The organism is Streptomyces sp. NPDC033177, from assembly GCF_055577715.1.
Genome location: NZ_JBVIPS010000008.1, coordinates 282669 through 304248, shown reverse-complemented (window position 1 = coordinate 304248; position 21580 = coordinate 282669). Strand labels below are relative to the sequence as shown.

Annotated in this window: 19 protein-coding genes; 5 read left to right on the top strand and 14 right to left on the bottom strand. The window is 70.7% G+C overall.

Features of this window, described 5'->3' with window-relative positions; all coding sequences use genetic code 11:
• Positions 1 to 154 precede the first annotated feature (154 nt).
• The 6 genes from whiA to ACZ5U5_RS27675 form a co-directional block, all read right to left on the bottom strand.
• Positions 155 to 1144, bottom strand: coding sequence for a DNA-binding protein WhiA (whiA, locus tag ACZ5U5_RS27700; RefSeq protein ID WP_363208056.1), 990 nt, complete (start codon positions 1142 to 1144; stop codon positions 155 to 157).
• Positions 1135 to 2142 (bottom strand): gluconeogenesis factor YvcK family protein, encoded by a 1008-nt coding sequence (locus ACZ5U5_RS27695; protein ID WP_469026689.1) that lies wholly within the window; start codon positions 2140 to 2142, stop codon positions 1135 to 1137. Before ACZ5U5_RS27695 ends, whiA begins: the two co-directional genes overlap by 10 nt.
• Positions 2139 to 3071, bottom strand: a complete 933-nt coding sequence (gene rapZ, locus ACZ5U5_RS27690; RefSeq protein WP_363208058.1) for an RNase adapter RapZ — start codon at positions 3069 to 3071, stop codon at positions 2139 to 2141. The genes ACZ5U5_RS27695 and rapZ overlap by 4 nt, the downstream gene beginning before the upstream one ends.
• On the bottom strand, positions 3068 to 5158 hold the full coding sequence (gene uvrC, locus ACZ5U5_RS27685) for an excinuclease ABC subunit UvrC (RefSeq protein WP_469026687.1): 2091 nt from the start codon (positions 5156 to 5158) through the stop codon (positions 3068 to 3070). Before uvrC ends, rapZ begins: the two co-directional genes overlap by 4 nt.
• 82 nt (positions 5159 to 5240) lie before the next feature.
• On the bottom strand, positions 5241 to 6059 hold the full coding sequence (locus ACZ5U5_RS27680) for a hypothetical protein (protein ID WP_469027116.1): 819 nt from the start codon (positions 6057 to 6059) through the stop codon (positions 5241 to 5243).
• Positions 6060 to 6064: 5 nt separating this feature from the next.
• Entirely contained in the window at positions 6065 to 6670 is a 606-nt protein-coding gene (locus ACZ5U5_RS27675) for a papain-like cysteine protease family protein (RefSeq protein ID WP_469026685.1), read from the bottom strand.
• A 243-nt stretch (positions 6671 to 6913) separates the two neighbouring features.
• Here ACZ5U5_RS27675 and ACZ5U5_RS27670 point away from each other — a divergent pair, with 243 nt between their 5' ends.
• Complete coding sequence (locus tag ACZ5U5_RS27670; protein ID WP_469027114.1) at positions 6914 to 7861, top strand: hypothetical protein; 948 nt, start codon at positions 6914 to 6916, stop codon at positions 7859 to 7861.
• 35 nt (positions 7862 to 7896) lie between these two features.
• Here ACZ5U5_RS27670 and ACZ5U5_RS27665 read toward each other — a convergent pair whose 3' ends face one another.
• Positions 7897 to 8322 carry a Rieske (2Fe-2S) protein gene (locus ACZ5U5_RS27665; RefSeq protein ID WP_469026682.1) on the bottom strand — a complete coding sequence of 142 codons (426 nt, stop codon included), beginning with the start codon at positions 8320 to 8322 and terminating at the stop codon, positions 7897 to 7899.
• Positions 8323 to 8531: 209 nt separating this feature from the next.
• On the opposite strand from ACZ5U5_RS27665, the gene ACZ5U5_RS27660 reads away from it, so the two are divergent.
• On the top strand, positions 8532 to 9443 hold the full coding sequence (locus ACZ5U5_RS27660; protein ID WP_469026680.1) for a carbohydrate kinase family protein: 912 nt from the start codon (positions 8532 to 8534) through the stop codon (positions 9441 to 9443).
• A 28-nt stretch (positions 9444 to 9471) separates the two neighbouring features.
• Here the strand turns inward: ACZ5U5_RS27660 and ACZ5U5_RS27655 are convergent, their stop codons facing one another.
• Positions 9472 to 10326 carry a helix-turn-helix domain-containing protein gene (locus ACZ5U5_RS27655; protein ID WP_469026677.1) on the bottom strand — a complete coding sequence of 285 codons (855 nt, stop codon included), beginning with the start codon at positions 10324 to 10326 and terminating at the stop codon, positions 9472 to 9474.
• A 102-nt stretch (positions 10327 to 10428) separates the two neighbouring features.
• Here ACZ5U5_RS27655 and ACZ5U5_RS27650 point away from each other — a divergent pair, with 102 nt between their 5' ends.
• Positions 10429 to 11007, top strand: coding sequence for a YceI family protein (locus ACZ5U5_RS27650; protein ID WP_469026675.1), 579 nt, complete (start codon positions 10429 to 10431; stop codon positions 11005 to 11007).
• Between the two features lie 9 nt (positions 11008 to 11016).
• On the opposite strand, the gene ACZ5U5_RS27645 is transcribed toward ACZ5U5_RS27650, so the two are convergent.
• Positions 11017 to 11781 (bottom strand): crotonase/enoyl-CoA hydratase family protein, encoded by a 765-nt coding sequence (locus ACZ5U5_RS27645; protein WP_469026673.1) that lies wholly within the window; start codon positions 11779 to 11781, stop codon positions 11017 to 11019.
• 131 nt (positions 11782 to 11912) lie between these two features.
• Positions 11913 to 14951 carry an excinuclease ABC subunit UvrA gene (gene uvrA / locus ACZ5U5_RS27640; protein WP_469026670.1) on the bottom strand — a complete coding sequence of 1013 codons (3039 nt, stop codon included), beginning with the start codon at positions 14949 to 14951 and terminating at the stop codon, positions 11913 to 11915.
• Positions 14952 to 15174: 223 nt separating this feature from the next.
• On the opposite strand from uvrA, the gene ACZ5U5_RS27635 reads away from it, so the two are divergent.
• On the top strand, positions 15175 to 15858 hold the full coding sequence (locus ACZ5U5_RS27635; RefSeq protein WP_469026668.1) for a maleylpyruvate isomerase family mycothiol-dependent enzyme: 684 nt from the start codon (positions 15175 to 15177) through the stop codon (positions 15856 to 15858).
• Positions 15859 to 15868: 10 nt separating this feature from the next.
• Positions 15869 to 16525, top strand: a complete 657-nt coding sequence (locus ACZ5U5_RS27630; RefSeq protein ID WP_469026666.1) for an MBL fold metallo-hydrolase — start codon at positions 15869 to 15871, stop codon at positions 16523 to 16525.
• Between the two features lie 42 nt (positions 16526 to 16567).
• Here ACZ5U5_RS27630 and aroQ read toward each other — a convergent pair whose 3' ends face one another.
• The 4 genes from aroQ to ACZ5U5_RS27610 all read right to left on the bottom strand — a co-directional run bounded on the left by aroQ (position 16568) and on the right by ACZ5U5_RS27610 (position 21545).
• Positions 16568 to 17029: a type II 3-dehydroquinate dehydratase gene (gene aroQ / locus ACZ5U5_RS27625; RefSeq protein ID WP_469026663.1), complete on the bottom strand. Its 462-nt coding sequence runs from the start codon at positions 17027 to 17029 to the stop codon at positions 16568 to 16570.
• A gap of 55 nt (positions 17030 to 17084) precedes the next feature.
• Positions 17085 to 18182, bottom strand: coding sequence for a calcium:cation antiporter (locus tag ACZ5U5_RS27620; RefSeq protein WP_469026661.1), 1098 nt, complete (start codon positions 18180 to 18182; stop codon positions 17085 to 17087).
• Between the two features lie 159 nt (positions 18183 to 18341).
• Entirely contained in the window at positions 18342 to 19349 is a 1008-nt protein-coding gene (locus tag ACZ5U5_RS27615; protein WP_469026658.1) for a TerC family protein, read from the bottom strand.
• Positions 19350 to 19598: 249 nt separating this feature from the next.
• The gene (locus tag ACZ5U5_RS27610) at positions 19599 to 21545 is read right to left on the bottom strand and encodes a TerD family protein (RefSeq protein WP_469026655.1); all 1947 of its coding nucleotides are present in this window, start codon (positions 21543 to 21545) and stop codon (positions 19599 to 19601) included.
• Between the last annotated feature and the right edge of the window lie 35 nt (positions 21546 to 21580).

Genomic DNA, 21580 nt, shown 5'->3' with positions numbered 1-21580 from the left:
CCCCTTGCGGTTGTCCGGCACATTTGTGCGCGAACGCCAGGCTCGTGACACTTCATGATCATGTCAATATGGCGTGAAGGGTCAGCCGCGAGGGAACACGAAGAAGCCGCCGGGGCCTCAACGGCCCCGGCGGCTTGCTCGCGTACGACGGCGGTCAGACCGCCATGTTGTCGGCGAGCTCCTCGCTCAGGTTGGACTCCGTACCCGGAATCCCGAGGTCCTGGGCCCGCTTGTCCGCCATGGCGAGCAGCCGGCGGATACGACCCGCGACCGCGTCCTTCGTCAGCGCCGGGTCGGCGAGCGCGCCCAGCTCCTCCAGGGAGGCCTGCTTGTGCTCCATGCGCAGCCGTCCGGCCGCCGCGAGGTGCTCGGGGACCTCGTCGCCGAGGATCTCCAGGGCGCGCTGCACACGGGCGCCCGCGGCGACGGCCGCGCGGGCCGAGCGGCGCAGGTTGGCGTCGTCGAAGTTGGCCAGGCGGTTGGCGGTGGCGCGCACCTCGCGGCGCATCCGCCGCTCCTCCCAGGCGAGCACCGACTCGTGGGCACCGAGCCGGGTGAGCAGGGCGCCGATCGCGTCGCCGTCCCGGACAACCACGCGGTCCACGCCGCGCACCTCACGGGCCTTGGCCCCGATCTGCAGCCTGCGCGCGGCGCCGACCAGGGCGAGGGCGGCCTCCGGCCCCGGGCAGGTGACCTCCAGGGAGGAGGAGCGGCCCGGCTCGGTCAGCGATCCGTGCGCGAGGAACGCCCCGCGCCACGCGGCCTCGGCGTCACAGGTGGCCCCCGAGACCACCTGTGGCGGCAGCCCTCTGATGGGGCGTCCCCGGCCGTCGACGAGACCCGTCTGGCGGGCCAGCTGATCGCCGCCCGCAACCACCCGAACGACGTAGCGCGAGCCGCGCCGCAGTCCGCCGGGGGCCATCACGATCAGCTCCGAGCTGTGCCCGAAGATCTCAAGAATGTCCCGCTTCAGCCGTCGCGCGGCCATCGCCGTGTCCAGCTCCGCCTCGATCACGATGCGGCCGCTCACCAGGTGAAGGCCGCCCGCGAACCGCAGGATGGCCGAGACCTCTGCCTTCCTGCAGCAGGTCCGGGTGACGGGAAGCCGGGAGATCTCGTCCTTCACCGCTGCCGTCATCGCCATGGGCCGATCCTTCCATGCATCCGAAAAATACGGTCGTACGCGGTGGCCAGGAGCTCCGGATCGTGCCTCGGAGTGCCATCGTGCCTGGCCACCGGCGCCAGCTCGACCGTGGCGCCGAGCCGCTTGGCGGCATCGGTGAGTGACTCACGGTCGGGCACGGCGGCGTCGTCGGCCAGCACCACGTCCAGGGCGAGTTTAGGGGCGTGTCGGGCCAAAACCTCCAAATGACGCTGCGGAGAGAACCCATCGGTTTCACCGGGTTGTGGCGCGAGGTTGAGCGAGAGGACCCTGCGGGCCTTCGTCTGGATGAGCGCGTCGAGCAGTTCGGGGACCAGCAGATGCGGGATCACCGAGGAGAACCAGGAGCCCGGACCGAGCACCACCCAGTCCGCGTCGAGCACCGCGGCGACCGCTTCGGGGACGGCCGGCGGGTCGTGCGGGACGAGGTGCACGGACTGCACCTCACCCGGGGTGAGCGCCACCGTGGCCTGCCCGCGCACCGTGTCCACCTCGTCCGGGCGCTCCGGGTCGTGTCCCTTGACCAGGGCCTGCAGCTCCAGCGGGACCGCGGACATGGGAAGGACCCGGCCGTGCGCGCCGAGAACCTTGCCGACCAGGTCGAGGGCCTGCACGTGGTCGCCGAGCTGTTCCCACAGGGCGACGATCAGCAGATTGCCGACCGCGTGCTCGTGCAGGTCACCCTTGGACTGGAAGCGGTGCTGGATGACACGGGACCAGGTCTGACCCCAGTCGTCGTCCCCGCACAGCGCGGCGAGCGCCTTGCGCAGGTCCCCCGGGGGCAGCACGCCCAGTTCGTCGCGGAGCCGCCCGCTGGAGCCGCCGTCGTCGGCGACGGTGACCACGGCGGTGAGGTCACCGGTGATGCGGCGAAGACCGGCGAGTGAGGCGGACAGGCCCATCCCGCCACCGAGCGCCACGACCTTGGGCTGAGTGCCCCGCTTGCGGCCCAGACGGTTCAGCCGCAGGGAGGACTTCACTCTCGCCCCATGTCCCGATGGACGAGGACGGTCTCGACGCCCTCGGACACGAGGCGCGCCGCGAGCTTCTCCGACATGGCGACGGAGCGGTGCTTGCCGCCCGTACAGCCGACCGCGATCGTCACGTAACGCTTGCCCTCGCGGCGGTATCCCGCGGCGATGAGCTGGAGCAGCTCGGCGTACCGGTCGAGGAACTCCTTGGCGCCCGGCTGGTTGAAGACGTAGCCCGACACCTCCTCGTTGAGCCCCGTGAAGGGTCGCAGCTCCGGCACCCAGTGCGGATTGGGCAGGAAGCGGCAGTCCACGACGAGGTCGGCGTCGACCGGCAGGCCGTACTTGTAGCCGAACGACATGACCGTGGCCCGCAGCTCGGGCTCCTCGTCGCCCGCGAACTGGGCGTCCATCTTGGCGCGCAGCTCGTGCACGTTCAGGCTGGAGGTGTCGATCACCAGGTCGGCGTCGCCGCGCAGCTCGCGCAGGAGCTCGCGCTCGGCCGCGATGCCGTCGACGATGCGGCCGTCGCCCTGCAGCGGGTGCGGGCGGCGGACCGACTCGAAGCGGCGCACCAAGGCGTCGTCCGAGGACTCCAGGAAGACGATCCGCCGCGTGACGTGCTTGGCCTCCAGGTCCGCGAGGGACTGGCGCAGATTGTCGAAGAAGCGGCGGCCACGCACGTCGACGACGACCGCGATGCGGGCGACGTTCCCCTGCGAGCGGGCGCCGAGCTCCACCATGGTGGGGATCAGCGCGGGCGGCAGGTTGTCGACGACGAACCAGCCGAGGTCCTCGAGACACTTCGCCGCGGTGCTGCGGCCGGCTCCCGACATGCCGGAGATGATCACCAGCTCGGGGACCACCTCGGCGGCCTCACCTGGCGTGATGGTCGTGCCCGTACTCACTTGCTCGCCGCCTTCGTCGTGCTCGGTCATGGCTCCTGCCCCCGTCGTTCTTCTGAGGTGCCCGCGGTCACGGGCCCCTCGCCGTCCTCCGAGGTTCCCGTGCGCGCGGGCTCCTCGTCTTCAATGATCTCTCCGGTCGCCGTGTTCACGGCGGGGCCGGCGGGAGTCGCTCCGGCCAGGGCCACGATGATGGCCTCGGCCGTCTTGCGGCCTATGCCCGGAACCTCGCAGATCTGGTCGATTGTCGCGGATCGCAGCCTCTTCACCGAACCGAAGTGCTTGATCAGCGTCTGCTTGCGTGCGTCGCCGAGGCCCGGCACGGCGTCCAGCGGTCCGGCCTTGAAGCGCTTGGCCCGCTTGGCGCGCTGATACGTGATCGCGAAACGGTGCGCCTCGTCGCGTACCCGCTGGAGAAGGTACAGCCCCTCGCTGGTGCGCGGCAGGATCACCGGGTCGTCGTCGCCCGGCACCCAGACCTCTTCGAGGCGCTTGGCCAGGCCGCACACCGCGATGTCGTCGATGCCGAGCTCGTCCAGGGCCCGCTGGGCCGCCGCGACCTGCGGCTGCCCGCCGTCCACGACGACGAGCTGGGGCGGATAGGCGAAGCGCTTGGGACGGCCGTCCTCCTCGGTGAGGCTGTTCGTCTCGGCGCTCACCTCGCCGCCCACGTCTCCGCTCTCGGCGCCCGTCTCCTTGGGGTCCCACTCGCCCGTCTGCTGCTTGTCGGAGAGGTAGCGCCTGAAGCGGCGCGTGAGCACCTCGTGCATCGAGCGGACGTCGTCCTGGCCCTCGAAGCCCTTGATCTGGAAGCGCCTGTACTCGCTCTTGCGGGCGAGGCCGTCCTCGAAGACGACCATCGAGGCCACGACGTCGTCGCCCTGCAGATGCGAGATGTCGTAGCACTCGATGCGCAGGGGGGCGCTGTCCAGTTCGAGCGCCTCGGCGATCTCCTCCAGGGCGCGGGAACGGGTGGTCAGGTCGGAGGCGCGCTTGGTCTTGTGCAGCACGAGCGACTGCTGTGCGTTGCGCGCCACGGTCTCCATGAGCGCCTTCTTGTCGCCGCGCTGCGGGATGCGCAGCGAGACGTTCGAACCGCGGCGCTCGGTGAGCCACTCCTGGACCGGCTCTATGGGGTCGGGGAGCGCGGGGACGAGCACTTCCTTCGGTACGGAGTCGCCGCTCTCCTCTCCGTACAACTGCTGGAGGGCGTGCTCGACGAGGTCGCCGCTGGTGACCGCCTCGACCTTGTCGGTGACCCAGCCGCGCTGACCGCGCACCCGGCCGCCGCGGACGTGGAAGATCTGGACGGCCGCCTCCAGCTCGTCCTCGGCGAGGGCGATGAGGTCGGCGTCCGTGGCGTCGGCGAGGACGACGGCGCTCTTCTCCATGGCCTTCTTCAGGGCCCCGACGTCGTCGCGGAGCCGGGCGGCCTTCTCGTACTCCATGTCCTCCGCGGCGTCCGCCATCTGCCGCTCGACCCGGCGGATGTACGTGGCCGTGCGGCCCGTCATGAAGTCGCAGAAGTCCTCGGCGAGTTCACGGTGTTCCTCCCGGGAGACCCGCTCGACGCAGGGCGCCGCGCACTTGCCGATGTAGCCGAGGAGGCAGGGGCGGCCGGTGCGCTCGGCGTTCTTGAAGACGCCGGCGGAGCAGGTGCGGACGGGGAAGACGCGCAGGAGGAGGTCGACGGTGTCGCGGATCGCCCACGCGTGGCCGTAGGGCCCGAAGTAGCGGACGCCCTTCTTCTTGTGGCCGCGCATCACCTGGACGCGCGGGAACTCCTCGTTCATCGTCACCGCGAGGTACGGGTAGCTCTTGTCGTCGCGGTACTTGACGTTGAACCGGGGGTCGAACTCCTTGATCCAGGAGTATTCGAGCTGCAGCGCCTCGACCTCGGTGGAGACCACCGTCCACTCCACGGAGGCGGCCGTCGTCACCATCGTGGCCGTACGCGGGTGCAGATTGCTGATGTCCTGGAAGTAACTGTTCAGTCGCTGGCGCAGGCTCTTCGCCTTGCCGACGTAGATCACCCGGCGGTGTTCGTCGCGGAACCGATAGACCCCCGGCGAGTCGGGGATCTGTCCCGGCTTGGGGCGGTAGCTGGAGGGGTCTGCCATGCTCCACACCCTACTGGCGGGGGCTGACAGTCAGGGGCCGGCCACCACCCACCCGCCTGAGGAGGCGGGTGGGTGGGCAAGGTCAGCCGTGCTGCCGGGTGCGACGGCGCAGGACGGCCGCCCCGGAGAGGCCGAGGGCGGCCAGGGCTCCCGCTCCTGCCACGGAGGAGGCCACCGTGACGGGGCCGTCAGCCGAAGCCGGAGCCACGACCTCCGGGCGCTCCGCGGCCCGCTCCTTGGCGGCGAAGCCCCCCGCCTCGCCGGACTTCGCGTACGCAGAGCCCGGCAGCTTGTCGGCGTACGCGGCGTGCACCCGCTTCTGATAGGCGGTGACCGAGACCCCGCCCGAGCCCACGGCACCCCTCGCGTCCGCGTCCAGCGGCAGCACCCGGCCCCGCCCGTGCACGTACCAGGCGTTGATCTGCGGCTCGTGGAAAACGGTGCCCCCGGGGAGCCTGTCGGCGCCCACGCGCGCGTAGTGCGTCTCATCGTCCCCGGTGGCGATGTTCACGACCTTCCAGGAGCCGCCCTGTTTCACCGTCCACAAGGAGGCTTCCTGGCCGTCGGAGGAGACGGCCTTGCTGGCGAGGAACTCCACGCGGGCGATCTGCGCTCCCTTCTTCCCGGCGACGAACTCCGCGGAGAGATAGCGCACGGGTACGGCGTCGCCCTGGACGCGGGGGTCGGCCGCGGCCTTGCTGACGGCCCCTTCGCGCGCGAAGAAGCGGGAGAGCGTGTCGAGGGTCCCGGGCGCCCCCGCGGCATCGTGGGCCGCCTCACGCGAGGCGTCCGAAGGCCCGGGGTCCGCGCCGGCGGACGGCGCCGCGAGGCCGAGCAGCAGGGTGGCCGCCGAACCGGCGAGCGCGCCACGCAGCAGCTGACGGGGAAGGTGACGGTTCATCGCGCTCACGCCCCGATCCGGTAGAGCGAGTGGGTCCAGGAGAAGGTGTTGTTGTTGACGTACCAGCTGTGCGAGGCCCAGTTGTAGCGGTCGCTCGAGGGCCATGGGTCGCCCCAGTAGACCCAGCTGCTCGCGTCGTCGTACCCGTACAGGACGTGCATGTGACCGCCGCCGTTCGACCACTGGATGCGGGTCTCGACCGGACGGCCCGCGTTGATCTCGGCCTGCACGGTCGGGTAGCGCAGCCAGCCGCTGACGTACGAGCCCGCGTTGATGCCCGCCCAGTCGAGACCGTTCTGCACGTCGCCCAGCGTCGCCTGCGAGTTGGGGCACTCGGTGTTCTGGTTGCGCCCGAAAGCGGCGTTGCAGAACTGGTTCTGGCTGTACTTCTTGCCGTAGAAGGTGGCGATCGTGTTGCCGGCCGCTGCCCAGCACCAGTTGGTCTTCTGCTGGGCCTGCATCGTGATGTTCAGCCGCTTGGCCGCGAGAGCGGACGGATCGTCGGGGGCGGCCGTGGCCGTGGCCGCCGGTGCGGTGACCAGGGCGGCCGCCACGAGGGCGAGCGCGGACAACCGTCTGCGTCCGCCGTACCTGCTGATTCTGTGGCGCATCGCGTTCCTCCCATGCGGGGGGTGGGGTGGTGGAGGAGCGCGTCCGGACGCTGCGATTGAGCATCGAGTGTTGTCGGGTGCAGGTCAACAAGGTTCAATGCGGGATTACTTGGGCCGTGAACGTCGGCGTACGTATGTGAACACCCCTCGTACGCCCACCTGGTGGCCCGCTCCGACCGGCGCGTACGCCCGGACGGCCGATGTGAATGTTCACGGAAGGGCCTTGCGATGGGGCACGGCACGATGCGGCACGGCACACAGCTCGCGGAGGGCGCGCCCGCGGACCTGGAGACCGCCCTGCGCACCGGCCCCTTCCACGTGGCGCTGCGGGCCGCGATCGCCGCACGGCGCCTGCCCCTGCAACGCGTACGCCACCATCTGGCGCGGCAGGGCGTCAACGTCGGTGTGACGAGCCTGAGTTACTGGCAGCAGGGCGCGCGACGCCCTCAGCGCACCGAGTCCCTCCGTGCCGTGCGCGCCCTGGAGGAGATCCTCGGTCTCCCCGAGGAGTCACTGATCCGGCTCCTCGCCAAGCCCTCCGAGCGCCCCGACTGCGAACGCCCCGCCGCCCGCTCCTACCGCTCCCTCCTCGACGCCTCCGACGTCCTCCAGGAGCTGATCACCGAGCTCGGCTCACCACTCGACGGCGGTCTGCACACCATCGGCCACCACGAGCGGGTGCGGATCGGTGCACGCCGTCAGCTGCTCGGCCGCGACTCGCAGCATGTCGTGCGCGCCCACCGGGACGCCGTGGACCGCTACCTCGCGATCTACCACGGCGACCCCGGCTGCGTACCGGAACGCGTCGCCGTGCACGCACTGGAGAACTGCCGTACGGGACGTGTGCGGTGGCACCACGAGACGGGGGTGCTCGTCGCCGAACTGCTCTTCGACACGCGCCTGCGCGCGGGCGACACGCATCTGTTCCGCTACGGCTTCGAGGACGGCACGGCGGGGGCGGCCACCGAGTACTTCCGGGGCTTCACCTTCGCGGGCGGGCAGTACGCGCTCCAGGTGCGCTTCGACGAGCGGGCGCTGCCCGTGCGCTGCCACCGCTTCACCCGGCATTCGGCCGCCGCGCCGCGCGGCGGGCGCCAGGAGCTGACGCTGAGCGGCAGCCACCGGTCGGTGCACGTCGTGGAGCCGCAGGTGCGGGCGGGGATCCTGGGGATCGCCTGGGACTGGGAGTGAGCGGCCGGACTGCCGACGAGCGGTCGTGCTGGCCCTCAGCCCGCGACGATCTTGCCGTCCTCCACCTTCACCGGCAGCTCGGCGAGCGGCGTGACGGCCGGGTCGTGCAGCACCTTGCCGTTCGTGGCGTCGAACTGGCTTCCGTGGCAGGGGCAGATGAGCTTGTGCCCCTCCAGCTTGTTGATGGGGCACTTGGCGTGCGTGCAGATCGTGCTGAACGCCTTGTACTCGTCGTCGGAGATGCGGCTCACGACCACGTTCTTGTCCTTGTAGAGCTTCGAGGCCCCTACCTTCACCTCGTCGGACGTGCCGAGGTCCGTCGGCGCGGTCGGCGCCGAACGGCTGGAGCCGTCACCGTCACCGCCACCGGACGAGCAGGCGGCGACCCCAAGGCCCGCGGCCGGGACGATGGCTGCGGCGCGCAGCACGGTGCGGCGGGCGGGGGGCGGCGTGCCGGGCATGGAGTCTCCACAGGTCAGGCGCTTCGGTGACGGATCAGACCATACCGGCGGGGAGCCGCTTGCCCGCGTTGGGCGCGACCGTGCCCGAGTGCCGCCCGTACCGGGCCACGGCCGCCGGGAAGCCCTAGCCTGTGGCGAAAGCGCGAGAGGGCGAAAGCCGGACGGGCGCCGCAGCGGAGCCGTGATCGCAGAGCCGAGAGGAACCACCCGTGATAGTCGTCGCTGGAGAGGCCCTGATCGACCTCGTCCCGCAGGGTCCCACCGACGCCGGGCTGCCCGCGCTCGCCCCACGGCTCGGCGGCGGTCCGTACAACACCGCGGTGGCCCTCGGCCGTCTCGGCTCCCCCGTCGCCTTCTGCTCGCGGATCTCGACGGACGCGTTCGGCGACGCGCTGATCGACACGTTGCGGGCCGCGGGTGTCGAGGTGTCGTACGTGCAGCGGGGCGCCGAGCCGACCACCCTCGCCGTCGCCTCGATCGGCGCGGACGGCTCCGCCGGTTACTCCTTCTACGTCGAGGGCACGGCGGACCGGCTCTTCACGGCTCCGGAGCAACTTCCCGACGCCGTACGCGCGGTGTCGTTCGGGACCTGCTCGCTCGTCCTGGAACCGGGCGCGAGCGCGTACGAGGAGCTGATGCGCCGGGAGTCTGCGCGGGGTGTCTTCACGGTGCTCGACCCGAACATCCGGGCGAGCCTGATCCCGGACGCGGACGCCTACCGGGCCCGGTTCAAGAGCTGGCTGCCGTCGGTCTCGCTGCTCAAGCTGTCGGAGGACGACGCGAGCTGGCTCGGCGGCACGCCGCGCGAGTGGCTCGCGTCCGGGCCCGGCGCGGTGGTGGTGACGCGGGGCGGCGAAGGTCTCACCGTGTTCACCCGGGACGGCGGGGAGTGGTCGGTGCCGGGTGAGGCGGTCGACGTGGTGGACACCATCGGCGCGGGCGACACCGTCAACGCGGCGCTGCTGCACGGGCTTCGCGCACGGGACGCGCTGTCCGTGGACTCCCTGTCCGCGCTGGGCGCCGACAGTTGGGGCGAGGTCCTGCGCTTCGCGGCGCGGGCGGCGGCGGTCACCGTGTCCCGCGCGGGCGCGGAGCCTCCGTACGCCGAGGAGTTGGGGTGACGGGGGTGACGGCTGGGGGTGACGGCTCTCAGCCGGTCACCGCGCGCAGGGCGCCGGGCTGGCGGCCGTTGAGGCGGTCGAGGGACGCCGACGTGGCCTCATCGGCGGGCAGGTGGACGACCAGACGCTGACCGTCGCCTTCGGGCAGCGTCAGCGTCTCGTACGACAGCCGCAGCGTCCCGGCCTCCGGGTGCGTCATGCGTTCGATGCCGCTGGCCCGGGGCAGCCGTGGCACGGCCGCCATGCGGTCGGCGAACGGCGCGCCGGCCATGACGGTCAGCTCGTCGGCGAAGCCCTCGGCGTGCGGGTCGCTGAGCATGGACCCGGCCCGGAGCGACGCGATCTGCTCGTCGGCGACGCCGTCCCAGTCGGGGTAGGCGGCGCGGGCCCGCTCGTCGGTGAACAGGAACCGGATGAGATTGGGCTGCTCGTCGTCGAGGAGGCCGACGGGCCCCATGATCCGCTCGTAGCCCGAGGTGTACGCGAGGACGTCGCCGAGCCGGTTGAACAGGACGGCGGGGGCCGGCTCCAGGCGATCGACGAGCGCCCGCACGGTGGGCCGCACCGACCGGGACGGCACGCTCGCCGCCGGGCAGCAGGGGTCGCCGACCGTCTCCTTCTCCAGGCGGCGCAGGTGGAAGCGCTCCTCCATGGACAGCCGCAGGGCGTCCGCGAGCGCCCCCATGACCTGCGGGGACGGGTGCCGGTCGCGGCCCTGTTCGAGCCGCGCCAGGTACTCGACGCTGACCCCGGCGAGCGTGGCGACCTCGGAGCGGCGCAGGCCCGGCGTGCGGCGCCGGGGCCCGGTGGGCAGCCCGACTTCGGCGGGCGTGACCGCCTCGCGGCAGGTACGCAGGAAGGTGCCGAGCTCGTTGTCGCTCACCGGCCGAACGTACCAGCAGGCACCGGACCGGATCGTGGCCCTGTCACTACCAGCCTTGGCTCGGCCTTCCTCGCCCGTGGGCGGGCTCGCATGGTGGGCGGCATGACTTCCGACACGAACACCGCCCCCACGACAACCACGCTCCCCCTCCCCGCCGGGAGCTGGGAGATCGACCCCTTCCACTCCGCCGTCAACTTCACCATCCGCCACCTCGGGATCTCGAAGGTGCGCGGACGGTTCACGGAGCTGTCGGCCGGTCTTGTCGTGGGCGAGAGCGCCGCGACCTCATCCGTGACGGCGACCATCGCGCTCGCCTCGATCGACACGGGCAACAAGGACCGTGACGCGCACGTCAAGGCGCCCGACCTGCTGGACGTCGAGAGCCGCCCCACGATGACGTTCCGTTCGACGCGGGTCGTCGGCGAAGCGGACGAGTGGACCATGGAGGGCGAGCTGACCATCGGTGACGTGACGAGGCCGATCACCCTCGCCGTCGAGTTCGGCGGGCTCCAGGCGTTCCCGGGCGACCCACGGCGCCACGCGGGGTTCGAGGCGACCGGCCAGATCAAGCGCAGCGACTACGGCCTCGATTTCGGGGCCGGGATGCTCGGCGACGTGGTGAAGATCCAGCTGGACATGCAGTTCCTTGAGCCCGCCGAGTCCGCCGCGCCGCAGGGGTGAGCCGACGGCTCAGTCGTCCGTGAACGTGCCGTGCCGGCCCGCCCCGGCGGCGAACCGTGCGGCACCGTCCGCCGCCTCGGTGAGGGACCGCAGGCCGTGGCGCAGCTCGCCCGCCATCGCGGCCTCCTCGGTCAGGCCGCCCTGTTCCCGTACGGAGAGCCGGTCGTTGCGGAGGCAGGCCTGGGGGAACGCGGCGATCTCCGCGGCGAGGCGTTCGGCGGCGGCGCGGCAGGTGCCCGGCGGCTCGGTCCGGTTGACCAGGCCCATCGCGAGCGCCTCCGCCGCGGGGACGGGGCGGCCGGTGAGCACCAGGTCCATGGCCCGGCTCTCGCCGATGAGCCGTGGCAGCCGCACCGTACCGCCGTCGATGAGCGGGACGCCCCAGCGGCGGCAGAAGACTCCGAGTACGGCGTCGTCGTCGGCGACCCGCAGATCACACCAGAGGGCGAGCTCCAGGCCTCCGGCGACCGCGTGGCCGGAGATCGCGGCGATGACGGGCTTGGAGAGACGCATACGGGTCGGCCCCATGGGCCCGTCGCCCTTCTCGGTCACCTCGTTCCCGTCCGGTGTTCCGATGGCCTTGAGGTCGGCGCCGGCACAGAAGGTGCCGCCCTCGCCCCACAGCACGGCGACGGCGGCCTCGGGATCGGCATCGAAGTCCCGGAACGCGTCGGCGAGGGCCCTGGCCGTGGGCCCGTCGACGGCGTTGCGCACATCGGGCCGTGACAGCACGATCGTGGTGACGGGACCTTGGCGTTCGCTGCGTACGGGCATGCCGCCAAGACGAACACGCGAACGGGCCGCCGGACAAGGGAACTTGTCCGGCGGCCCGTTGCCGTCGCCCCGAAGGGGCGCGGGGAACTGCGCGCTCAGCCACAGCGGACCCGCAGATCCGCCCGGCTGCATCAGGCCTTACGAGCCCTGGTGGCCTTCTTGGCGGGGGCCTTCTTGGCCGCCGCTGTCTTTGCGGCGGCCTTCTTGACCGGCGCCTTGGAAGCGGCCTTCTTCGCGGTGGCCGTCTTCGCGGTGGCCTTGGCCGTCGACTTCTTCACCGCCGAGGAGACCGCCCGCTTACGCCCCTGCGAGGCCCCGTCACTGATGCTGTCCGCCGCGAGGATGTCCCGCAGGAACTTGCCCGTGTGGCTCGTCGGGACTCCGGCGACCTCCTCGGGCGTGCCCTCGGCGACCACCAGACCGCCGCCGTTGCCACCTTCGGGGCCCATGTCGACGACCCAGTCCGCGGTCTTGACGACGTCGAGGTTGTGCTCGATGACGATGACCGTGTTGCCCTTGTCGACCAGGCCGGACAGGACCGTGATCAGCTTGCTGATGTCCTCGAAGTGCAGACCGGTGGTCGGCTCGTCCAGGACGTAGACGGTCCGGCCCGTCGAGCGCTTCTGGAGCTCGGAGGCCAGCTTCACGCGCTGCGCCTCACCTCCGGAGAGCGTCGGCGCGGACTGGCCGAGCCTGACGTACCCAAGACCCACGTCGTTGAGCGTGCGCAGGTGGCGGGAGATGGCCGGCACGGCCTCGAAGAAGTCGAGCGCTTCCTCGATCGGCATGTCCAGGACCTGGGCGATGGACTTGCCCTTGTAGTGGACGTCCAGCGTCTCGCGGTTGTAGCGCGCCCCGTGGCAGACCTCGCAGGGGACGTACACATCCGGCAGGAAGTTCATCTCGATCTTGATCGTGCCGTCGCCGGAGCAGTTCTCGCAGCGGCCGCCCTTGACGTTGAAGGAGAAGCGGCCGGGCAGATAGCCACGGACCTTCGCCTCCATCGTCTCCGCGAACAGCCGGCGGACGTGGTCGAAGACTCCGGTGTACGTCGCCGGGTTCGACCGCGGGGTGCGGCCGATGGGCGACTGGTCGACGTGCACGACCTTGTCGACGAGGTCGTCGCCCTCCACGCGCGTGTGCCGTCCCGGGACGGACCGGGCGCCGTTCAGCTCGCGCGCCAGGTGCGTGTAGAGGATGTCGTTGACCAGCGTCGACTTGCCGGAGCCCGAGACACCCGTGACAGCGGTGAGGACGCCGAGGGGGAAGGAGACGTCGATGTCCTGGAGGTTGTTCTCCCGGGCGCCGTGCACCGTCAGCTGACGGGTGGGGTCCGCCGGGCGGCGGATGTCCGGCACCGGGATGGACCGCTTGCCCGACAGATACTGCCCGGTGATCGACTTGTCGTTGGAAAGCAGCTCCTTCATGGAGCCGCTGTGCACGACCTTGCCGCCGTGCTCGCCCGCGCCGGGGCCGATGTCGACGACCCAGTCGGCGACCTTGATGGTGTCCTCGTCGTGCTCGACGACGATGAGCGTGTTGCCCATGTCGCGCAGGCGCACGAGGGTCTCGATCAGGCGGTGGTTGTCGCGCTGGTGCAGGCCGATGGACGGCTCGTCCAGGACGTACAGGACACCGACCAGGCCCGAGCCGATCTGGGTGGCCAGGCGGATGCGCTGGGCCTCGCCTCCGGAGAGGGTGCCCGCCGCGCGGTTCAGCGAGAGGTAGTCCAGGCCGACGTCGACCAGGAAACGCAGCCGTTCGTTGACCTCCTTCAGGACGCGCTCGGCGATCTTCTTGTCGCGGGCGCCCAGCCGCAGCTCGGCGAGGAAGTCCGCGCAGTCGCTGATGGACATCGCCGACACCTCGGCGATGGACTTCCCCATGACCGAGACGGCCAGGACGATCGGCTTGAGGCGCGTGCCCTCACAGGTGGGGCAGGGCACCTCGCGCATGTAGCCCTCGAAGCGCTCGCGGCTCGCGTCGCTCTCGGCCTCGCTGTGGCGGCGCTTGACGAAGGGGACGGCGCCTTCGAAGGCCGTGGTGTAGACCCGCTCGCGGCCGTACCGGTTGCGGTAGCGGACCTCGATCTGCGTCTTGTGGCCGTTCAGGAGGGCCTTCTTGGCGCGCTGCGGAAGTCCGGCCCAGGGCATGTCGGTGGAGAAGCCGAGGGCGTCGGCGAGGGCTCCGACGAGCCGCCCGAAGTACTCCTTGGTGTGGCCGTGCGACCAGGGGTGGATGGCGCCCTCGTCGAGCGACTTGTCCTCGTCCGGGATGATCAGCTCGGGGTCGACCTCCATGCGCGTGCCGATGCCGGTGCAGTCCGGGCAGGCGCCGAAGGGCGAGTTGAAGGAGAAGGAGCGGGGCTCAAGCTCCTCGAAGGACAGGTCGTCGTACGCGCAGTACAGGTGCTCCGAGTACATCCGCTCGCGCTCGGGATCGTCCTCGGGGAGGTCGACGAAGTCGAGCACGACCATGCCTCCGGCGAGGCCGAGCGCGGTCTCCACGGAGTCGGTCAGGCGGCGCTTGGCGGAGTCCTTCACCGTGAGGCGGTCGATGACCACCTCGATGGTGTGCTTCTCCTGCTTCTTCAGCGTGGGCGGCTCGGAGAGCTGGATCGTCTCGCCGTCGACCCGGGCGCGGCTGTAGCCCTTGGTCTGGAGGTCGGCGAAGAGGTCGACGAACTCGCCCTTGCGCTCGCGCACCAGCGGCGAGAGGACCTGGAAGCGGCTGCCCTCGGGCAGCTCCAGGACCTTGTCGACGATGGCCTGCGGCGACTGCCGGGCGATGGGGCGCCCGCACTCGGGACAGTGCGGCTTGCCGATGCGCGCGAAGAGCAGGCGGAGGTAGTCGTAGACCTCGGTGATGGTGCCGACCGTGGAGCGCGGGTTGCGCGAGGTCGACTTCTGGTCGATGGAGACCGCGGGCGAGAGGCCCTCGATGAAGTCGACGTCCGGCTTGTCCATCTGACCGAGGAACTGCCGGGCGTACGAGGACAGCGACTCCACGTACCGCCGCTGGCCCTCGGCGAAGATCGTGTCGAACGCGAGCGAGGACTTGCCCGACCCGGAGAGCCCGGTGAAGACGATGAGGGAGTCACGCGGGAGGTCGAGCGAGACGTTCTTGAGATTGTGCTCGCGCGCGCCACGGACGATGAGACGGTCGGCCACGCCGGTCCGCACCTTTCTTGAGAGAAGTGACAGGGGCGGGACCCCCGTCATTCACAGACTAGGGCGAGCCACTGACAACGCCGGGGCGGTTGCCCTGGTTGATAACAAACCCGGACCACCAAGAATGCCCGATGCCGCACTCGACCATATAGCACGTGCATTCGATTTGCGGTGCCGCTCAGACGCCTTCACCCGAACGTGTGGCGCGACTATCGTCGGACGCATGATTGATCATGTGCGCGACCTGGCGTCTGTACGTGACGCGACCGACCGGCTGCTCAGCGCAGCCGCGAAACTGAACAACGATTCGACCGCCGAGCCGTCACGCCTGCCGGGCTGGACCCGCGGTCATGTCCTGGCTCACATCGCCCGGAACGCGGACGCGCTCGTCAATGTGCTGTCCGGTCGGCCCATGTACGTCAGTGGTGACGCACGCGACAACGACATCGAGCGTGACGCGCCCCGGCCGCTGACCGAGCAGCTCGCGGACGTGCGCGAGTCCGCCGAGCGCTTCGAGGCCGTGGGCACGATCCCCTCCGACTGGTCCCGCACGGTCGAGCTGCGCAACGGCGTGACCGACTCCGCGTCCCGGGTGCCGTTCCGACGGTGGGTCGAGGTCGAACTGCACCACGTGGACCTGGGGATGGGGTACGAGCTGGAGGACCTCCCCGGGGAGTTCGTGCAGCGGGAGATCGCGTTCCTGACCGCCCGTTTCTCGGGAAACCCCGATGTGCCCCCGACGCGGGTGACGGACGGCACGCACGCGTGGAGCACCGGTCGCGACGGCGATCCCGAGGTGACGATTTCCGGCCCCGCACCGGACGTGGTCGGGTGGCTCTCCGGCCGTCGTGACGGCTCCGCGCTGACGGCCGAAGGCGGCCTCCTGCCCTCCCTGCCCCCGCTATAGGCTGAGAGACATGACGTACAGCGGAGCAGTGAAGGTCGGCGGCGGTGCGGACGTGCACGAGCTGCAGGACCTGATGATCTCTAAGGTCGCGGTCGGCCCGATGGACAACAACGCCTATCTGCTGCGCTGCCGGGCCACGGACGAACAGCTCCTGATCGACGCGGCGAACGACGCCGCGACGCTGCTCACGCTGGTCGGTGACGACGGCATCACCTCCGTCGTCACCACCCATCAGCACGGCGACCACTGGCAGGCACTCGCCGCGGTCGTCGAGGCCACCGGCGCCCGGACCTACGCGGGCCGCGAGGATGTCGCCGGCATCCCCGTGGCCACGGACATCCCGCTCGCGGACGGCGACACAGTGAGTGTCGGGCACGTCTCCCTCACCGCGCGGCACCTGGTGGGCCACACGCCGGGCTCGATCGCCCTCGTGTACGACGACCCGCACGGCCACCCGCACGTCTTCACCGGCGACTGCCTCTTCCCCGGCGGCATCGGCAACACGCACCAGGACCCGAAGGCCTTCGCGAGCCTGCTGCACGACGTCGAGACGAAGATCTTCGGCACGCTGCCCGACGAGACCTGGGTCTACCCCGGCCACGGCAGCGACACGACGCTGGGCGCCGAGCGCCCGCACCTGGCCGAGTGGCGCCAACGGGGCTGGTGAACCGCGTACGTGGACGTGGCCAGGCCGCGCACGCAGACGTGGCTAGGCCGCGTCGAGCAGCGCCGCCACCCGCTCCACCGCGAACACGTACCCCTGTACGCCGCACCCGGCGATGACCCCGTCGGCGCGCTGGGAGACGTACGAGTGGTGCCGGAACGCCTCGCGCTGATGGATGTTGGAGATGTGGACCTCCAACACCGGCATTCCGTCACAGGTGTTGAGCGCGTCCAGGATCGCCACTGACGTGTGCGAGTAGGCGGCCGGATTGATGATGATGCCCGCGTGGTGCTCGCGCGCCTCGTGGATCCAGTCCACCAACTCCCCCTCGTGGTTGCTCTGCCGCAGGTCCACGGTGCCGCCGTGCGCCGCCGCGGCCTTGGCGCACAGCGCCTCGACGTCGGCGAGGGTGTCCGATCCGTAGATCTCGGGCTGGCGCTGACCGAGCAGGTTCAGGTTGGGGCCGTTCAGGATCATGATCGGGGCGTTGGCAAGAGTGCGCGTCATGCCGTCAGCGTACTGAGAGACCACTCCGCGCCTCCGTATGCCCCTGCCACGGCCGTCACGGCGTGACCGCGAGCTCCAGGTACGCCGCGAACAGCACCAGGTGGACGCCGCCCTGCAGCAGGGTGGCGCGTCCCGGCACGACCGTGAGCGTGCCGACGATCAGGGTGAGCGCGAGCAGCACCATGTGGGTCGGGCCGAGTCCGAGCACCAGCGGTCCGGAGAGCCAGACGGAGGCGACCGCGACGGCCGGGATGGTCAGGCCGATGCTGGCCATCGCGGAGCCGAGGGCGAGGTTGAGGCTGGTCTGCACCCGGTCGCGGCGGGTGGCGCGCACGGCCGCGATGGTCTCCGGGAGCAGCACGAGCAAGGCGATGATCACGCCGACCACGGCGTGCGGCATGCCGGCGCTCTCCACTCCGGACTCGATGGTCGGCGAGACGCCCTTGGCGAGTCCGACCACGCCGATCAGGGCGAGGGCGAGCAGGCCGATGCTGAACATGGCGGCACGGGTGGTCGGCCCCGCGTCGTCCTCGGAGTCGATCACCTCGCCCTTGCGGGTGATCGGCAGGAAGTACTCGCGGTGGCGCACGGTCTGCGTGGTCACGAACAGGCCGTACAGGACGAGCGAGGCGAGGGCGGCGAAGGTGAGCTGCGCCGTGGAGAACTCCGGGCCCTGCTTGCTCGTGGTGAACGTCGGCAGGACCAGGCTGAGCGTGGCGAGTGTGGCGACGGTCGCGAGGGCGGCGCCGGTGCCCTCGGACTGGAAGACGACGACACGGTGGCGCAGGGCGCCCACCAGGAGGCACAGGCCGATGATGCCGTTGCAGGTGATCATCACGGCGGCGAACACGGTGTCGCGGGCCAGTGTCGCGCTCTTGTCGCCGCCATCGGCCATGAGGGTGACGATCAGGGCGACCTCGATGATCGTCACGGCGACCGCGAGGACGAGGGAGCCGAAGGGTTCGCCGACGCGGTGCGCGATCACCTCGGCGTGGTGCACGGCGGCGAGCACGGCACCGGCGAGCACGAGCGTCACCACGGCCACGATGACGCCCGGCAGATCGCGACCCCAGGTGAAGGCGAGCAGTACGACGGCGAGGACCGGTACGGCCGCGGTCCACTGAGTGGCGAATGCCCCGAGCCGAGTGATCATGCCTCCGATGCTGCACCGGGCGCCGGGGCCCCGCTACTTCGGTTCCGTGCTCCCCCGCCACGTCCGCACTCTTGCGCGGCAAAGGGAGTGGCCCGCGGCGATGCCGCGGGCCACTCCCTTTGCTGGTGACTCTGTCGCTGAGTCCTGCGTGCGACGCCGTCAGGCCTCGATGCTGTCCTTCGGGGACTCGTCGGCCGCGTCCTTGCCCTCGGCCGCGTCCTTCTCTGCCTGCTTCTTGGAGGCGATGAGGCTGGTGATCGTGGTGATCACCAGGACACCGCAGATGACGCCGAGCGAGACCGGGATGGAGATCTCGGGGACGTGCACGCCGTTCTCGTGCAGGGCGTGCAGGACCAGCTTCACGCCGATGAAGCCCAGGATGACCGAGAGGCCGTAGCTGAGGTGGACCAGCTTCTTGAGCAGGCCGCCGATGAGGAAGTACAGCTGGCGCAGACCCATCAGGGCGAAGGCGTTCGCCGTGAAGACGATGTACGGGTCCTGGGTGAGGCCGAAGATCGCGGGGATCGAGTCCATCGCGAAGAGGATGTCCGTGGTACCGATGGCGAGCATGACGATCATGAGCGGCGTCATGATCTTCTTGCCGTTCTTCTTGATGAAGAGCTTGGTGCCGTGGTACTGGTCGGCGACGCCGAACCTCTTCTCGGCGGCCTTCAGGAGGCGGTTCTCCTCCCACTCCTCCTCGTCGTCATCGGCGCGCGCCTCCTGGATGAGCTTCCAGGCGGTGTAGATCAGGAACGCGCCGAAGATGTAGAAGACCCAGGAGAAGTTGGCGATGACCGCGGCGCCGGCGGCGATGAAGATCGCTCGCAGGACCAGTGCGATCAGCACACCGAACAGCAGCACCCGCTGCTGGAGATGGGTGGGCACCGAGAACTTCGCCATGATCAGGATGAAGACGAAGAGGTTGTCGACGCTCAGTGACTTCTCGGTGATGAAGCCCGCGAAGAACTCGCCGGCCGGCTGACCGCCGCCCCAGATCAACAGGCCCACTCCGAAGAGCGCGGCCAGCACGATCCAGACGACCGTCCAGATTCCGGCTTCCTTGATCGATACGTCGTGCGGCTTGCGGCCGATGAAGAAGTCGACCGCGATCAGGGCGATGAGACCAAGAATGGTCAGCACCCAAAGGGTCATTGAAACGTCCACTGCGCCTCCGGCGTCGTACGGCTACTGATCAGCGTCGTCGCTGCCGGAGGTCTCTTCCACCCGAGGCGGCTCACCGCCCCGCGGGCCGACGCCCCGGGATCGATGGCGATCCGTATTGACGGGCACGTCGCGTTCGGGAGTACTCCCCTCCGCTGCAAGAAGAGTACGCGAAACACCAAGGGTTGGTAAAGGAGAATCCAAACTGGAGCCAAAACCCCAGGTCAGGGCCGACCAAAAGTCGCTTTACCGTCAGCGTCCACCGGTGCGCCTGGCGTGCGCGACCTGGTTCAGGATCTGCTCGATCACCCGGCTGCCGGGCGGCGCCATCGGCGGCTCGTACGTCCACGCGTGACCGACCCAGGGGTCGGCGAGGTGGTCGTCGGCGACCGGGGTCAGGCGCATGAGGGCCCGCCAGAGAGGGTCGAGCAGCGGGCCGTACTCCGCGGCGTCCTCGCGGTCGGCGACCATCATCAGGTGCACGCCCACCGCCGGGCCCTCGTCCGCGAGATAGCGCAGCTGCGTCACCGCGCGGTCGTCGAAGCCGTGCGGGAAGTCGTTGACGATCAGGAGCTGCTCGGCGGTGTCCAGGTCCGGCGGCAGCGCGTCGGCGGCACCCGCGCGGATGGCCATCTGTACGAGGTCCACGCGCTGGGTGAGCTTGGCGAGCACGGCGGAGACGCCCGCGGCGCCTGCGGCCGGGGCCGCGTCGAGCACGCCCGCCGCCACCAGCGGGGAGAGCGCGCCGGCCGCGGAACCCGCCGCGTCGATGACGTGCACCGTGAACTCGCCCGCGGGATAGACCGCAAGCAGCCGCGCGGCGTGCGCGACCGCACTGTCCATGGCGAGGCGGCGCAGCTGGACCGTGTCGGCCAGGGAGTCCGTGCCCGACGAGCGGCCGCTGTCGATCCACAGGCCGCGCTCCAGGGGCAGCCGGACAAGCAGCGGAATGCGCAGGTCGGGGCGCTCGGGCAGATGGAGGTCGCCGAGGCGCAGCGCCATGGGGATCTCCATCGGGGAGCGGTAGGCGTGCCAGACCGGGCTGTCCCAGCCGGCGAACGCCATGGGCAGGGCGGGCTCGACGACCTCGGACTCGGCGGCGAGCTGCCCCAGGTCGCGGTCGAGGGCTTCCCGAGCCCGGTCGACGAGGAGGCCGTGCTTCGTGCGGGCGGCCTCGCGCGCGATGTTCCCGGTGTTGCCGATCCGGCTGCGCGGGTCGGAGAGAACCTTGTCGAGCTCCTGGTCCATGCGGGACTCGGCGAAGTCGACGGCACTGCGGTACGCGGCCGTGGAGCGGGCCAGGTCCTCGAACATGCCCCACACCTGGTTGTAGAGGCGCTCCTCCATGGACCAGCCGGTCGCGTCGCCCGCCACGGGCTGGGCGGCCCTGCCCGGTTCGGCCGGGGCCGCGGCCGGCGGGGGCGTCGGCGGTGCGCTGGTCTGGCGGCCGGGGTGGGTGTAGTTGACCGGGCCGCCCGTAGCTGCGCTCGCGTCGCCCGGCTGGTGCGGCGGGGCCGGCTGCGGGGACGCGGCGCTGTCCGGGCTCGGGCCCGGGGGCGCTGCCGGGCCGGGTGCGGCGGTCTGTCCCGTCGTCCGCACGCGGGCCTCGTCCGAGGAGCGGGGCGGCGGCGCGGCCACCGACCGGGCCAGGCCCTGCGCCACCGCTTCGTTGATGGAGCCCGCCAGTTCGTGGGCCTGCGGGAGGCCCTGGTCGGTGAGCATGTCGGCGAGGCCGCCCGCGTACCCCTGGCCGACGGCGCGCACCTTCCAGGCGCCCTGCCTGCGGTAGAGCTCCAGGGCGACGACGGCGGACTCGGCGTCCAGGTCGGTGATGGTGTAGCTGGCGACCTCGGAGCCGTCGAGCGCGGTGACGGCGACGAAGGGGGCGGCGAGGGAGCCGAAGCTGACCGGTCCCCCGACGCCGACGGGCAGCGCGAGGAGGACGTTGACCCGGTGCACCGCTTCCGGGACGGCGCCGAGGTCCACCGCGAGGCGGTGGTCGGCGGCCGCCTGCCGGGGCACTTCGAGCCCGGGCAGTGTGGGCGAGCCGGGGTGGGCCACCCAGTCCGTGCCGCGCACCTTGCCCTGCTCGTCGCTGAGCGTGACCCCCGCCACGATCGGCTTGCCGATCGAGACCCGGATCTCCAGACGGGTCTCGGGAAGCGGGTGGTTCTGCCCCCGGACCAGCTCGGCCGTCATCGCCTTCGTCCCCCTCGTGCCCTTTGAACTTGTTG